The sequence below is a fragment of the Streptomyces sp. NPDC020845 genome (assembly GCF_044334165.1).
Taxonomy (GTDB): domain Bacteria; phylum Actinomycetota; class Actinomycetes; order Streptomycetales; family Streptomycetaceae; genus Streptomyces.
Window position 1 is genome coordinate 1 of sequence record NZ_JBIRSJ010000051.1, and the last position, 12,775, is coordinate 12,775.

11 protein-coding genes and 6 pseudogenes are annotated in these 12,775 nt (G+C 67.9%); 10 read left to right on the forward strand and 7 right to left on the reverse strand.

The window, feature by feature from the left end; all coding sequences use genetic code 11:
- Positions 1–154: 154 nt before the first annotated feature.
- Positions 155–664, reverse strand: coding sequence for a hypothetical protein (locus tag ACH4U7_RS52530; RefSeq protein WP_398534844.1), 510 nt, complete (start codon positions 662–664; stop codon positions 155–157).
- A gap of 45 nt (positions 665–709) precedes the next feature.
- A pseudogene (locus tag ACH4U7_RS52535) lies at positions 710–2,202 on the reverse strand (NF041680 family putative transposase).
- Between the two features lie 232 nt (positions 2,203–2,434).
- On the opposite strand from ACH4U7_RS52535, the gene ACH4U7_RS52540 reads away from it, so the two are divergent.
- Positions 2,435–3,262, forward strand: a complete 828-nt coding sequence (locus tag ACH4U7_RS52540; protein WP_398534851.1) for a class I SAM-dependent methyltransferase — start codon at positions 2,435–2,437, stop codon at positions 3,260–3,262.
- A 79-nt stretch (positions 3,263–3,341) separates the two neighbouring features.
- Here ACH4U7_RS52540 and ACH4U7_RS52545 read toward each other — a convergent pair.
- A pseudogene (locus ACH4U7_RS52545) lies at positions 3,342–3,503 on the reverse strand (IS5/IS1182 family transposase); the annotation flags it as partial.
- Positions 3,504–3,582: 79 nt separating this feature from the next.
- Here ACH4U7_RS52545 and ACH4U7_RS52550 point away from each other — a divergent pair.
- From ACH4U7_RS52550 to ACH4U7_RS52570, 5 genes and pseudogenes are all read left to right on the forward strand, one after another.
- Positions 3,583–4,699, forward strand: a pseudogene (locus ACH4U7_RS52550) (integrase core domain-containing protein).
- A gap of 187 nt (positions 4,700–4,886) precedes the next feature.
- A complete protein-coding gene (locus ACH4U7_RS52555; protein WP_398534845.1) occupies positions 4,887–5,246 on the forward strand; it encodes a transposase in 360 nt (119 codons plus the stop codon).
- A 69-nt stretch (positions 5,247–5,315) separates the two neighbouring features.
- On the forward strand, positions 5,316–5,444 hold the full coding sequence (locus tag ACH4U7_RS52560) for a hypothetical protein (protein ID WP_398534846.1): 129 nt from the start codon (positions 5,316–5,318) through the stop codon (positions 5,442–5,444).
- Between the two features lie 64 nt (positions 5,445–5,508).
- Positions 5,509–6,138 (forward strand): annotated as a pseudogene (locus ACH4U7_RS52565) (2-dehydropantoate 2-reductase); the annotation flags it as partial.
- A gap of 121 nt (positions 6,139–6,259) precedes the next feature.
- A complete protein-coding gene (locus tag ACH4U7_RS52570) occupies positions 6,260–6,427 on the forward strand; it encodes a ketopantoate reductase C-terminal domain-containing protein (protein ID WP_398534852.1) in 168 nt (55 codons plus the stop codon).
- An 87-nt stretch (positions 6,428–6,514) separates the two neighbouring features.
- Here the strand turns inward: ACH4U7_RS52570 and ACH4U7_RS52575 are convergent, their stop codons facing one another.
- Positions 6,515–7,798 carry an MFS transporter gene (locus ACH4U7_RS52575; protein ID WP_014181291.1) on the reverse strand — a complete coding sequence of 428 codons (1,284 nt, stop codon included), beginning with the start codon at positions 7,796–7,798 and terminating at the stop codon, positions 6,515–6,517.
- A 76-nt stretch (positions 7,799–7,874) separates the two neighbouring features.
- Between ACH4U7_RS52575 and ACH4U7_RS52580 the strand changes: the two genes are divergently transcribed.
- From ACH4U7_RS52580 to ACH4U7_RS52590, 3 genes and pseudogenes are all read left to right on the forward strand, one after another.
- Positions 7,875–8,441 (forward strand): TetR/AcrR family transcriptional regulator, encoded by a 567-nt coding sequence (locus ACH4U7_RS52580; RefSeq protein ID WP_398534847.1) that lies wholly within the window; start codon positions 7,875–7,877, stop codon positions 8,439–8,441.
- A 518-nt stretch (positions 8,442–8,959) separates the two neighbouring features.
- Positions 8,960–9,430 carry a transposase gene (locus tag ACH4U7_RS52585; RefSeq protein ID WP_398534853.1) on the forward strand — a complete coding sequence of 157 codons (471 nt, stop codon included), beginning with the start codon at positions 8,960–8,962 and terminating at the stop codon, positions 9,428–9,430.
- Positions 9,431–9,650: 220 nt separating this feature from the next.
- Positions 9,651–10,127: pseudogene (locus ACH4U7_RS52590) on the forward strand (IS3 family transposase); the annotation flags it as partial.
- A 29-nt stretch (positions 10,128–10,156) separates the two neighbouring features.
- Here the strand turns inward: ACH4U7_RS52590 and ACH4U7_RS52595 are convergent.
- Positions 10,157–11,254, reverse strand: coding sequence for an integrase core domain-containing protein (locus ACH4U7_RS52595; protein ID WP_398534848.1), 1,098 nt, complete (start codon positions 11,252–11,254; stop codon positions 10,157–10,159).
- Between the two features lie 205 nt (positions 11,255–11,459).
- Here ACH4U7_RS52595 and ACH4U7_RS52600 point away from each other — a divergent pair, with 205 nt between their 5' ends.
- Positions 11,460–11,894, forward strand: coding sequence for an integrase core domain-containing protein (locus tag ACH4U7_RS52600; RefSeq protein WP_398534849.1), 435 nt, complete (start codon positions 11,460–11,462; stop codon positions 11,892–11,894).
- A gap of 68 nt (positions 11,895–11,962) precedes the next feature.
- Here the strand turns inward: ACH4U7_RS52600 and ACH4U7_RS52605 are convergent, their stop codons facing one another.
- Positions 11,963–12,205: a hypothetical protein gene (locus ACH4U7_RS52605; RefSeq protein ID WP_398534850.1), complete on the reverse strand. Its 243-nt coding sequence runs from the start codon at positions 12,203–12,205 to the stop codon at positions 11,963–11,965.
- Between the two features lie 395 nt (positions 12,206–12,600).
- Positions 12,601–12,775: pseudogene (locus tag ACH4U7_RS52610) on the reverse strand (integrase); the annotation flags it as partial.

Consider the following 12,775-nt stretch of genomic DNA (forward strand, 5'->3'; position numbering starts at 1 on the left):
TCGCACCGGCTGGCTACCCTGAGCTTGTCGTCCGGTTACATCGTTCACATCCCTTCTGAGCTGGGAAGACGTCCGGACTGCTGGACGTACGCTTGTGATTTAACGTCTGCTTCGATGCTCGGCCAGCTGGGTGGTGCGATCCGTCGGCGCGTCGTCACTCTTGGGCGGTCACCCCGAGATCACGGCGCATCGCGGTCCTCATGGCTCGGAGCATGTCCCAGATCTCTGCCTGGGCCTGGACAGCAGTGGCCACCGTCTCCCCAGGTTCGGGCTCTTGTCGCTCAAGGCGTTTGACCTGGCCATAGACCTTGTTCAGGGCCTGATTGACTTCACTCGCGCGTGCGAGCACCTCGTCGGGGGCGATCATCTGCGCTTCGGAGTATCTGTCGCGATGGGCTCCTTTTGCCTCATCGAGTGCTTCGCTGTCGACCTCCTCGACACTGCGTTCTCGCATGATGTGCAGATGGCGGTTGAGCGCTGTGATGAACTGGCGTGCATCCCGGTTGAGTTCCACGTAGCAAGTGCGTCGGAGGAGCAGGTTCTCGCGAACCTCCTCTTGGTCCCGAAGCAGCTCTATCTCGCGACGTTTTGCCCGTTCGGAGGCGCGTTGGGTGAGGAACGATCCCCCCAGTGTTCCCGCCACACCTGCCACCGCGATGATCACAGAGCCAAGATCCACAGATCCCCCTCGAAGCCGCTTGCCGTCACATCACCCACTGCTCGCTGCCTCGCTGTCAAGCACCAGACCGCTGGTGCGGCGGGGTTTGGTGCCCTTTTTGTGGTGGGCGGGACGCGTGTGTGCCTCGCCCGTCACGAGGATGCGCCCCACGTCGTAGCGCGTTGCTGAACGGCGGTTCTTCGAGCCGGGAGGGCGTCCTGGGCCTGGCCGGGGAGGTTGCGGTGCACGCGCTGGAGATGCGGTCTTCGCGTGGAGGTTCCGGAACCCCCGGCGGACCCGGGCCGGGGTGAGCTTGTTCGGCGCGGTCGGCTTCTCCCAGGGCCGCCGCAGGTCGACGGCGAGCGGACGGCGAGCCTGAGCTGAGTGTGAGCGGCGATCACCAGCCAGGTCCAGAGATCGGCTGCCTGCGGGCTGCGCAACCGTGGCCTCGTCCAGCCCAGGGTCTGTTTGAACAGGCGAAATGTGTGCTCGACGTCGAAGCGCCGGAGGAAGGACTGCCAGCAGCGGTCGACATCGGCCATGGTGGCGTCCGTACCCGACCACCACAGCCACACCGGCTTGTTCACCCCGCCCGATGGCAGGTGCTCGACGACCAGGCGGATGACGGTTCCCTCGATGAGGGGCAGCGGCCCCTCGTAGCCGCTCCAGGCCGCCCGTCGGGTCAGCCGTGGGTGCAGCCGGTCCCACGCCTGCGCGGTGGCCTTGCCGTAGAGGCGGGTGTCGGTGACCGTCACGGCCTGCTCGTCGCCCCAGGTGCCGGGCCGGCCGAAGACGAACTCACCGCCGTGCTTGGGCGGCCGGCCGCCCTTGGGGTCGTAGACGCGCGGTGGCGTCGGCTGGCGCATCACCCGGTCCGAGCGCAGACGGCCCAGGATCTCGACGGGCAGCTTGCCCAGCAGGTGCGCGATGCGAGGGGCGTCGTATCCGGCGTCCAGCACCACCAGGATCTCCGGGTCGCCCTCGTGCCACTGCCCGGCGGCGATGAGCCGCTCGACGACCTCGCGCAGCTGGGCGGTGGTGACGGCGGCGAGGTCGGCGCCGGGCTGGAGGCGGATCGCATCCAGCACTGCGGTCCAGGAGGTGCGGCCGGTCTCCAACGCGGCCACGACCGAGTACGGCCAGCCCGGGATCATCTGGTGCTTGGCATCGCCCCGGCCGTAGGTGTGGCAGAAGGAGCGGTCCGGGCAGGTGGCGGCGTCCGGCCGCAGCCACGGCGAGACGTCGACCGCCAGGACGAGGCGGCCGTCCGCCGCCTTCGGCAGCGGAAGCCCGGCGATCGTCCGTCGCAGCCGGTCCACGTCCAGGCGCCCCTTGTTCAATGCGCCGTACAAGGCACCGTGACCACGACGGTGCTCCGGCGCGAGCGCGAGGTCGACCAGTGTCCTGACCGGCCCGTCCGTACACAGCAGGGCATCGGCGAGCTCGAACAGCGCGTCACCTTGCCCGTTCAGGCAGTCGTAGAAGTCACCACGGAAGCGTGACAGCGTCGCGAACGCCTCATGCCGGTCCCCCTGTTGCAGCACACTCTTCTCCACGGCCTCGGTCTGGTCAGGTGCGTCCTTGGTCGGAGCACATGATCAGGCCGAGGCCACCCGCGCGTCCGGCGAATGCCCAGGTGAGCGACCCAGTTCGAGGCACATTTCGACCTCGTCAGATAAACGACAAGCTGAGTGCGTGTTTCTGATCTCCGGTCGCTGTTGATCAGCTTTGGGCTAGCGTCGGCTCCGCAGGATTGTTGTCGCGGCGGAGGCTGTTCTGGGGAGGGGACGAGTAGTGCAGACGGCGTTTGATGAGTCCGAGAGGCGGGCGTGGGCGGGGCAAGCCGATGCCTATGCTGCGAGTTTTGCCAAGCTCTGCGCATATCCGGTGCCTGAGCTCCTCGACGCTGCTGGGGTCAGGGAGAGTGTGCGGGTCCTCGATGTGGGGACGGGCACGGGCACCGCCGCCGCACTTGCATGTGGGCGGGGAGCGAAGGTGACGGCGGTGGACGCCGAACCTGGCATGGTCGCCCAGGCCGCGCTGGCGGCTCCGGAAGCTGACGTGCAGCTTGCCGCACTGCCCCAGCTGCCGTTCGCCGACGACGAGTTCGATGCCACGGTCGGCAACTTCGTCCTCAACCATGTCGGACAGCCTCGGCAAGCCCTGACGGAGTTGCGACGGGTGACGCGTCCTGGCGGGCGGATAGCCGTCACTATCTGGGGGGTTCCCGCGGCCGCCGGGCAGACGCTACTGGGTAGGGCTGTCCAGGCGGCAGGCGTCACCCGTCCAGCTCACCTGCCGGCTCTTGCTCCCGAAGACGACTTCCTCCGTACTGAACAGGGCTTCGCCGCGTTGCTCGGTGAGGCGGGTCTGACGGACGTCGTCTGCGACACCGTGACCTGGGATCACCAGACGACGCCTGAGGAGTGGTGGAGCGGACCAGCCGCCGGAGTGGCGACGATCGGCCAGATCGTGACGAGTCAGAACCCGGTGGTCATTGACGAGATCAGAAACCACTTTGAGTCGTTGTGCGTGGAGTTCACCGGTCCGGGCGGTGTACTGATCTTGCCTCACGCAGCTCTGATCGCGCATGGCCAGGCTTGACGTTGCCCTGCCCAAGTGGATGGGCTGAGGCTTCTTTCGTCCAGCTGACCTTCGCTGGTCAGCTGTCGGCCAGTACTAGTTTCCTCGGCCAACTGGGGGTGGCCCCCTTCCGGGCGAGGCGCCTGGTCATGAGGGTGATCGCGGCCCAGGTGATCAGCGTCTCGGAGTGCTGAATGAGCCGTTCGTAGTCCCTCGCGTGGCGGCGGGCATGCATCATCCACGCGAGTGACCGCTCGATGACCCTGAAGGGTGTCTCTATTGCCGCGCGGTGGTTGACCTGGAGCTTTTCGTTCGCCCAAGTATGGGCACGATCACTGATCGTGGGTCTACGACTGCTCTACCTGATCTTCTGCCGACTACTGGGCTGCCTCCTCTTGCTGGGCCGATCGACCGCCACGAACAACGCCGAGATCCTCGCGCTTCGCCATGAGGTCGCCGTCCTGCGCCGTCAGATCGAGCGTCCGCGGCTCTCATGGGCTGATCGTGCCGTGCTCTCCGCTCTCGCACGGCACCTGCCACCCGCCTTACGGCGCCACCGGCTGGTCACTCCGGGCACACTGCTGACCTGGCACCGTCGTCTGGTGCGCTGGAAGTGGCGCCAGACGGCGGTCAGATCCGGTCGTCCGGCATTGCCGGAAGGCACAGTTGCGCTCATCCAGCGCCTGGCGCGAGAGAACCCGACCTGGGGATACGTCAGAATCCAAGGCGAACTCCGACGGCTTGGTCACCGGGTCGCCGCCGCCACGATCCGGCGCGTCCTGCGCCGCTCCGGTCTACCACCCGCACCCCAGCGCGCCTCCCAGCAGACCTGGCGTACTTTGCTCCGTTCCCAGGCCCACACGCTGCTCGCCTGCGACTTCATGCACGTGGAGACCGTCTTCCTCAAGCGTCTCTACGTTTTTCTTCGTCATGGAGATCAAGACTCGGCGCGTTCACGTCCTGGGCGTCACCGCCCACCCTACGGGCGCATGGGTCACCCAGCTCGCCCGTAACCTGCTCATGGACCTCGAAGACAGAGCTGGGTGCTTCCGGTTCCTCATCCGCGATCGGGACAGCAAGTTCACCGCCGCATTCGACGCCGTCTTCGCCGGCAACTGCACAGCTGTCATCCCAACGCCGCCGCAAAGCCCGCGGTCAAACGCATTCGCCGAACGATGGATACGCACAGCCCGCACCGAATGCACCGACCGAATCCTCATCACCGGCGAACGACACCTTTGTGCCGTCCTCACCACGTACGCCGAGCACTACAACACCGGACGGGCCCACCGCAGCCTCGACCTACGCGCCCCGGACGACCACCCGAGCGTCATCCCCCTGCCCGCTGCCGTAGTCCGACGGCGACAGCTACTCGGCGGCCTGCTCAACGAGTACCACACCACGCCACCCCAACGACCTCTCCATCCACAAGAAACACCCAGCTCAGCAGCAGCCTGATCGGAATAATGACACCCTTCACGAAGGCTGCCACTCACCCACCGCACTCCACCAGGAACTCACCCAGCGGGGCCTGCAGTGCAGCATCCGGCTGGTCACCCGCTACCTGCGCACCCTCCGAGCGAACGGAGCCCTGCCCACCCCGGAACCTGCCCCGCCTCCACCCCGACGGCTCCTCGGCTGGATCATGCGCCACCCCGCCACCCTGAACCCCGATGACCAGCAGCATCTCAAGACCGCACTGGCAGCCTGCCCCGAGCTGAACGCCCTGCACCAGCACGTCCAGTCCTTCGCCCAGATCATGACCAGACGCAACGGCCGACACCTCAACACCTGGGTGCACCAGGTCCGCAACCAAGACCTCCCCTCACTCAAAGCCTTCGCGACCGGACTGGACAAGGACTGGAACGCCGTCACCGCCGGCCTCACCCTCGACTGGAACTCCGGCATGGTCGAAGGCACCGTAAACAAGATCAAAATGCTCAAACGCCAGACCTACGGCCGCGCCAGCCTCGCACTCCTCCGCAAACGAGCCCTACTCGCCTGACAACGCTCACCCACCGTCACCGCATCACGAAAATCTTGCAAGAGCCCAGATTCCGGCACCCACAGGCTGGTGGTGGCGGCGGCGCTGAGCGTCGCGACGGCCGTCGTCGGCGTGCGGATCACCCGTACCGCCACCCGCACACGCGAGACCGCCGCCCCGGCGGGGGCCCCGGCCACCCCGCTCACCGAACCGCGCTGAAGCACTCACCCACACACCCGCTGGAGCCTCCGCCCCTCGGCAACGCAGTGAAGGACACGGAGACATGACACGCATCCTCATCGTCGGCGCAGGTGCCACCGGCGGCTACTTCGGCGCCCGACTCGCCCGCGCGGCACGCGACGTGACGTTCCTGGTCCGCCCCCGTCGCGCCGCCGAACTGCGCGCCGACGGGCTGCGCATCACCACACTGGAGGGATCCGAACGCCTGGAGCCGAAGCTGGTCACCGCCACGGAACTCGACGGTCCCTACGACCTGGTCCTGCTGACCGTGAAAGCCGGTTCCCTCGAAGCTGGCCTCCAGGACCTCAAGCCGGCGGTCGGCCCGCGCACTGCGATCGTCCCCTTCCTCAACGGCATCGACCACCTCGACGTGATCGACACCCAGTTCCCCTCAGCCGTCCTCGGAGCCGTCGTGAAGGTCGCGGCGCAGCTCACCCCGGACGGCGCGACCACCGTGTCGGCACCGGGCGCGAGCCTCGAGATCGGCGAACTCGACGGAGGGCACACGGCCCGTCTACGCGACACGGCCGCCGCGCTGGACGTCGTCGGCTTCGACGTCCAGGTCTCCGACCGCATCCTCACGTCGATGTGGCACAAGTGGGTCTTCATCGCCACGACCACCACCATCACCTGCATCGCGCAGGGCACCATCGGTGACGTGGCGGCGGTGAGCGGCGGCAAGGGGTTCGCCGACGCGGTCCTCGCCGAGGCCGCCGCCGTGTCCGGCGCCCGACGCCGCCTACGTCGCGCTGCAGGCCACCGTGACGCAGGAGGGTTCGCCCTTCGCCCCGTCGATGTACCGGGACGTCCTGGACGTGCGGCCCACGGAGGTCGAGCACGTCCTGGCCTCCCTTGCCCGTGCGGCGAAGCGACTCGACCTGTCCGCTCCGCTGCTGAACGCCGCCGTGGTCCGCCCCCGGGTGCACAACCAGCGCGTCGCGAACGCCTCCCGGCCGGGCTGAGACCGGGCGGACGGCAACCGAACGTCCGACGCACCGCGCTCGCCGCGGCCTCGAGCGGGCCGCGGCGACCGGTTCCCGGGCGGTTCCTCACGCCTGGGGAACACCTCCGGTCGCGGGGGTGCGGGTCGCGCGCAGGCGCTGGGCGAGCAGGGCGAGGGCGCAGAGGGCGGCGACCGTCGCCGCGTAGGTGACGAACGTGTCCTGCAGACCGGCGTGCGTGGCGGCGATGCCGGCGATCACGGCCGGGATGCTGAAGGCCAGGTAGGAGATGACGAAGGCGACGGAGAGCAGCTCGCTGCGTTCGGCGGGGCGGGCTATCCGGGCCAGGGTGCCGAAGCTGGCGAGGGCGGAGCCGCCGAAGCCGACGCCCGCGATCGCGGTTCCGAGCGCAGCCGCGGTCAGGGAGTGCTCCTCCACACCGGTCAGGGCGACGGCCGTGCCGACGAGGAGCAGGGTCGCGCTGACGGCGAGGGTCCGTCCGACGGGCCAGCCGCGCAGGGCGAGAGCGGTGACGAAGGCCGGGCCGGTGAGCAGGGTGACCACGAGTCCGCCGACGACGTGGCTGGAGAGGCCGAACAGGCCGACGGCGACGGACGGGCCCAGGGAGAGGTAGAGGCCGCCGAGCGCCCAGCTCGCGATGAGGATCGGGACCAGGCTCAGCAGGTCGGCCCGCAGGTGGGGGGCGATCCGCAGGCGGGGCTGGAGCGAGCGGGCGGCGCCGGGGCGGCGCAGCGAGGTCTCGGGCAGGGCCGACAGGAGGGCGCCGGCCACCACGAGGGCGAGGAGCAGCAGCACGTAGACGAGGCGGGTGGGGTGCGGCCCGTACTCGATGAGGAGCCCGCATCCGAGCGAGCCCAGTCCGAGTCCGAAGGTGGGTGCGGTGCCCGTGACGAGGCCCGCCCGGTGCGGGGCGTGCGCGGGGTTGAGGTCGGACAGGGCGGCGCCGAGCGTGGTCATGGCGGCCCCGGTGGCGATGCCCTGGATGAAGCGTGCCGTCAGCAGCAGGCCGACGTTGCCCGCGGTGAGGAACAGGACCATCGAGACCGCTTCGAGGGCGATCGCGGAGAGCAGGACCGGACGGCGGCCGAGGTGGTCGGAGAGGGCGCCGAGGACGAGCAGCGCCCCGATCATGCCGAGCACGTAGACGGCGAAGACCGTGGTAAGGGTGGTGGCGGAGAAGTGCCATTCCTGCTGGTAGACGACATAGAGCGGGGAGGGCGCGCTGGAGGCGGCCATGAACAGCACGAAGACGACCGCGAGGGAGGCGAAGGCGACGGGACGGCTCAGCCGTCGTCGCCTCTCCTCCGGTGGCGCCACCCGGGCGGTGGGCGGCGGGGAGGGCTGGAGCTGGGACGGGGCGGGACCGGACACGACGCGACTCCAAAAGCAGTGATCGATGCGTTTAGGACGCTACCACTAACGCAATGATCAGTGCGATAATTTCCCCATGGCTGACTCGTCGACCCAGGTACGTCCCGGCGGCCGCTCCGCGAAGGTGCGGGCGGCCGTCCACCGTGCCGTCGCAGAACTCCTCGCCGAGGAGGATGCGGAGACCCTGACCCTGCCCGCCGTGGCCGCGCGCGCCGGCGTGCACCCCACCACCTTGTACCGGCGCTGGGGGTCCGCCGCCCAGCTACTCAACGACGCCGCCACCAGCCGCTTCACCGGTGACCTGGTCGTCCCCGACTCCGGCTCCCTCGCCGGCGACCTCCAGCGCTGGCTCGCCGATGTGGCCACCGACGTCGCCGACCCGGACACGCTCGCCCTCATGCGGGCGACCATCGGCTCCGGCCCGGCGGGCGGCTGCGCCTGCGTCGAGGACCGCCACCGCCAGCTCGGCGCGATCATCCGGCGCGAACAGGACCGCGGGGGGACGGCACTCGACGTGGAGACCGCGGCGGACTTCCTCCTCGGCCCGCTCTACTACCGCGCCATTTTCACCCCCGAGCCTGCCTCCGCCGACTGGGCCCGCACACTGGTGTCCACCTATCTGGCGACGCTCCGGACGCCCTGAGCCGCACACGGATTGCGGGGGCGCGGCGTGGCGCACGCACAGACATCTCGCCTGGGCGGCCCCTTCGGTATCAGGCGCAGTACCTGTGGGACTCTGTCGCCCGATTCGCGGTGAGGCCCGATTCGATCAGCGTGACCTGAGCATTCAGCGTCAGCGGCCTACCGGTTGGGCCAGGTCGACCGAATCGGGCGACAGAGTCCCACAGGTCGCTCGTAGGCAGCAGGCGGAGCATCGCGAACGCGTGAGTCACAGCCAGGTAGCCCAGTCGCAGCAGCACGACCGAACATCATTCCGCGCGATCGATACCCACGCGAGAGGGTAGGATCAAGCGATCGCCGTCGAAGTCCGAACAACCCGCTCACCGCTTCCCATCAGCGCGGATGGGGTTCTTGGCAAGCGACACGATCCTGTTGCCCATTTACCGTTTGTGCTGGTCGGGGTGTTGATTGTTGCGGCAGGCTGGTCTGGTGGCCGGTCTTTCTCGTTCCCGGTCACGGAGTGGGAGGGGCCCGGTGTCGATGGAGCCGCGGTCGTGGCCGGAGCCGGCGCCGGAGGTGGCGCGGGCGGTGCGGGCGAAGTACTCCGGCCGTCAGGTGCCGCTACCGGTCGCGGTACGTGATCGGCTCGGTGAGTTGTTCGCAGATGCCGAGTTCACGGAAGCGTTCGCGGTAACAGGGCCGCGTGGCTGGTCACCGGGCCGCTTGGCACTGGGCACGGTGCTGCAGATGGCGGAGAACCTGACCGACCGGCAGGCTGCCGAGGCGGTGCGGGACAAACTCTCGTGGTCCTACGCGCTCGGACTGGGCCTGGAGGATCCCGGCTTCGACTTCAGTGTCCTGTCCCAGTTCCGTACCCGGGTTGCCGCCCATGGCCTGGAAGAGGAGGTGCTGGACTTGTTGGTGGCCAGGCTGGTCGAACAAGGCCTGCTGGCCCAAGGAGGCAAGCAGCGCACGGACTCCACCACGTGGCCGCGGCGGTACGAGCCCTGAACCGGCTGGAACTGGCCGGGGAGGCGGTTCGCGCCGCACTGGAAGCGCTGACCTGCGCGGATCCGGACTGGGTCGCACGGAGCGTGGACGTGGCCTCATGGAGCAGGCGGTACGGACCACGGGTGGACAGCTGGCGCCTGCCCTGAAGGGTGTCTTTATTGCCGTACGGTGGTTGACCTGGGGCTTTGTGATCGCCCGAGTACGGGCATGATCAGTGATTGTGGGTCTGCGACTGCTCTACCTGATCTTCTGTCGACTACTGGGCTGCTTGTTCTTGCTGGGCCGGTCGACCGCAGCGAACAACGCTGAGATCCTCGTGCTTCGTCATGAGGTCGCTGTGCTTCGTCGGCAGATCGAGCGGCCGCGGCTCTCATGGGCTGATCGTGCCGTGCTCTCCGCTCTCGCGCGCCACCTGCCCTCCGCCTTGCGCCGCTATCGGCTGGTCACCCCGAGCACACTGCTGACCTGGCACCGGCGTCTGGTGCGCTGGAAGTGGCGCCAGGCGGCGGTCGGACCCGGTCGGCCAGCGTTGCCGGGAGAGACGGTCGCGCTCATCCAGCGCTTGGCGAGAGAGAATCCAACCTGGGGGTACGTCAGGATTCAAGGTGAGCTGCGGCGGCTCGGGCATCGGGTCGCCGCCGCCACGATCCGGCGCGTCCTGCGCCGCTCCGGTCTACCGCCCGCGCCGCAGCGCGCTGTGCTTGCCGAATACCTCGTCCGTGCAGGTCACGCGGCATGTTTGTATGCGTGGAGGATGCCGCCAAGGCGGTCGTGGCGTCGTATGTCGAGGTGGCTTAGCTTGTCCGGATCGTCGATTGGTGTCGGCAGTGGGTGTAGTGGCCGGGCGTTTGCTATGCCCTGGTGCGGTCGGTGTGTGTTGTAGAACTGCTCGAACTCTCGCAGGGCGTGGAGGAGGTGGTGCTGGTTCCAGATCAAGGTCCGGTCCAGGAGTTCGTGTCTGCAGGTCTGCACCCACCTTTCCATGATCGAGTTCATTCTCGGCATCTGGATGCCGGTGGGGACGACCTCGATCCCCGCGTCTTTGAGGACGTCATCGAACAATCCGGGGAACTTCCCATCCCTGTCCCTGATCATGAACCGTGCCCGGCAGCCTACGTCCTCGAGATCCATGACCAGGTTCTTCGCCGCTTGGGTTAGCCAGGAGGTGGTCGGGTGTGCGGTGGCGCCCAGGACCCGGATGCGGCGACTGCTGTGCTCGATCACCGCGAATATGTACATCCGCGCGCCGGACAGGGTGACCGTCTCAAAGAAGTCACAGGCCAGGAGGGCGTCGGCTTGGGAGCGCAGGAAGCTGGCCCACGTGCTGGAGCTCCGGCCGGGCGCCGGGTCGACGCCGGATTCCTTGAGGATCTTCCAGACGGTCGAGGCGGCCACCTTCACTCCCAGCACGAGCAGTTCGCCGTGCAGACGCCTGTAGCCCCAGTTCGGATTCTCTCTCGCCAGGCGCAGCACCAGAATCCGGATGGAGCGCACGGTACGAGGACGACCGGGTCGCTTGGGCCGCGATAAGGCGGCATGCCGGCGTCTTGCGAGGTCGCGATGCCAGCGCAGTACCGTGTCAGGACGTACGAGCAGTCGCAGACGCCGCAGGATGGGCAACGGCATCCGGTGCAGCAGCGCAGCCAGGAGCGCCCGATAGCTCCGAGTGAACCGTAGTCGGGCATCGCCGAGTTGGCGTTCGAGCACCGTGATCTGATGACGGAGAGCCAGGATCTCCGCATCCTTGTCCCGGTCGCTCATCGGCAGCAGACGCAGCAGCGCGAACGCGTTGGTCACGCCCAGGTAGGCCAGTCGCAGCAGCACGGTCGATCATCATGACGCGTGAACCACCGACTACGCGAGAGCGCCTACCCGGGCGGCGAGGCCGACGACCGCCAGTCCCGATACAGGCCTCCGACTGCCTCCGACCAGGGCGGATGACATTCTCGGCAAGCACAGCGTTCACGTCCTGGGTGTCCACGCCCACCCGACCGGCGCATGGGTCACCCAGCTCGCCCGCAACCTGCTCATGGATCTCGAGGAGAGGGCTGAGTGCTTCCGGTTCCTCATCCGGGACCGGGACAGCAAGTTCACCACCGCGTTCGACGCCGTCCTTGCCGGCAACGGTACAGCCGTCATCCCGAGCCCGCCGCAAAGCCCCCGGTCAAACGCGTTAGCCGAACGATGGATACGCACAGCCCGCACCGAATGCACCGACCGACTCCTCATCACCGGCGAACGGCACCTGCGCACGGTCCTTACCACGTACGCGGAGCACTACAACGGGGGACGAGCCCACCGCAGCCTCGACCTACGAGCACCCGACGACGACCCGAACGTCATCCCCCTGTCCTCTGCCGGGGTCAGGCGCCAGCCGGAACTTGGCGGACTGCTCAACGAGTACCACACCATGCCACCCCGGCTGCCGCATCGTCCACAGGAAACACCCAGCTCAGCAGCCTAATTGGAATAAAGACACCCTTCACGCCACTTGTGCATGGCGTGGCTGGTCAAGAGGTCGGACTGACGTGATCAATCCCGGACGAAGACCTGGGCAAACCCGGCGACACCGAGCTCGGTGAGCACCCTGTCCACCCTCCCGAGAGCCTCGTTCTTGTCCAGCCCGTCCCCGACTTCCAGATCGAGGTGGCAACGCCCCAGCGCCGTGCCGGCGCCCGTGACCTCACCGTCCCCCTCGAACGCGGCGTCCAGGGCTTCCTCGACCTCGTCACGATCGATCGGCAGATTCACGAAAACGATCTCTGCGAGCAACAACTGTCCTCCTTTTGTGGCACTGCGCCGCGACGCTCGGCGGACTGGAGCCACTCGTCTCGAGTGTGTCGGCGATCCGTGCCAGGTGGGAAGGCCGGCCCGGTTGCGAGGTGTCCGTTTCGGGTCTGGACGGAGAAGTAGGCGCGGACCGCGCGCCTGTTGTGTGCCGGGTGGGACTGCGATCTGCGTTGGCGCGACGACGAGGACCGGTTGTCGTACAACCCCTCGCTGCCGGAGAAGCCGAACAAACTCCGCCTGGTGTGCGGGCGGTGCTGGAACCACGGCCCCGGACGAGACGGAGTGCCTGGCCGCGCTCGCCGTGAAGGGCACGCGATGGGCGGATTCCTCCTCAAGAAGGGAGCGTGACACTGCGGGTGCCGATAAATCATCCACGCAGCTCAGGTCGCATGCTGGTATGCGTGGAGGGTTCCGCCGAGTCGGTCTCGTCTGCGGACTTCCAGGTAGGCGAGTTGGCCTTGTTGGGTGATGGGTGTGGGTAGTGGGCGGCAGGGGGCGGCTTGTTCCAGGGCCCTGTGCGGGCGGTGCTCGTTGTAGAAGGATTCGTACTCGCGC

Excerpts from the sequence above, each read along its gene's own strand:
- ACH4U7_RS52570 (WP_398534852.1), top strand. The coding sequence starts at position 6,260 with ATGTACCGGGACGTCCTGGACGTGCGGCCCACGGAGGTCGAGCACGTC.
- ACH4U7_RS52600 (WP_398534849.1), top strand. The coding sequence starts at position 11,460 with ATGGATCTCGAGGAGAGGGCTGAGTGCTTCCGGTTCCTCATCCGGGAC.
- ACH4U7_RS52585 (WP_398534853.1), top strand. The coding sequence starts at position 8,960 with ATGGAGCCGCGGTCGTGGCCGGAGCCGGCGCCGGAGGTGGCGCGGGCG.
- ACH4U7_RS52580 (WP_398534847.1), top strand. The coding sequence starts at position 7,875 with ATGGCTGACTCGTCGACCCAGGTACGTCCCGGCGGCCGCTCCGCGAAG.
- ACH4U7_RS52555 (WP_398534845.1), top strand. The coding sequence starts at position 4,887 with ATGCGCCACCCCGCCACCCTGAACCCCGATGACCAGCAGCATCTCAAG.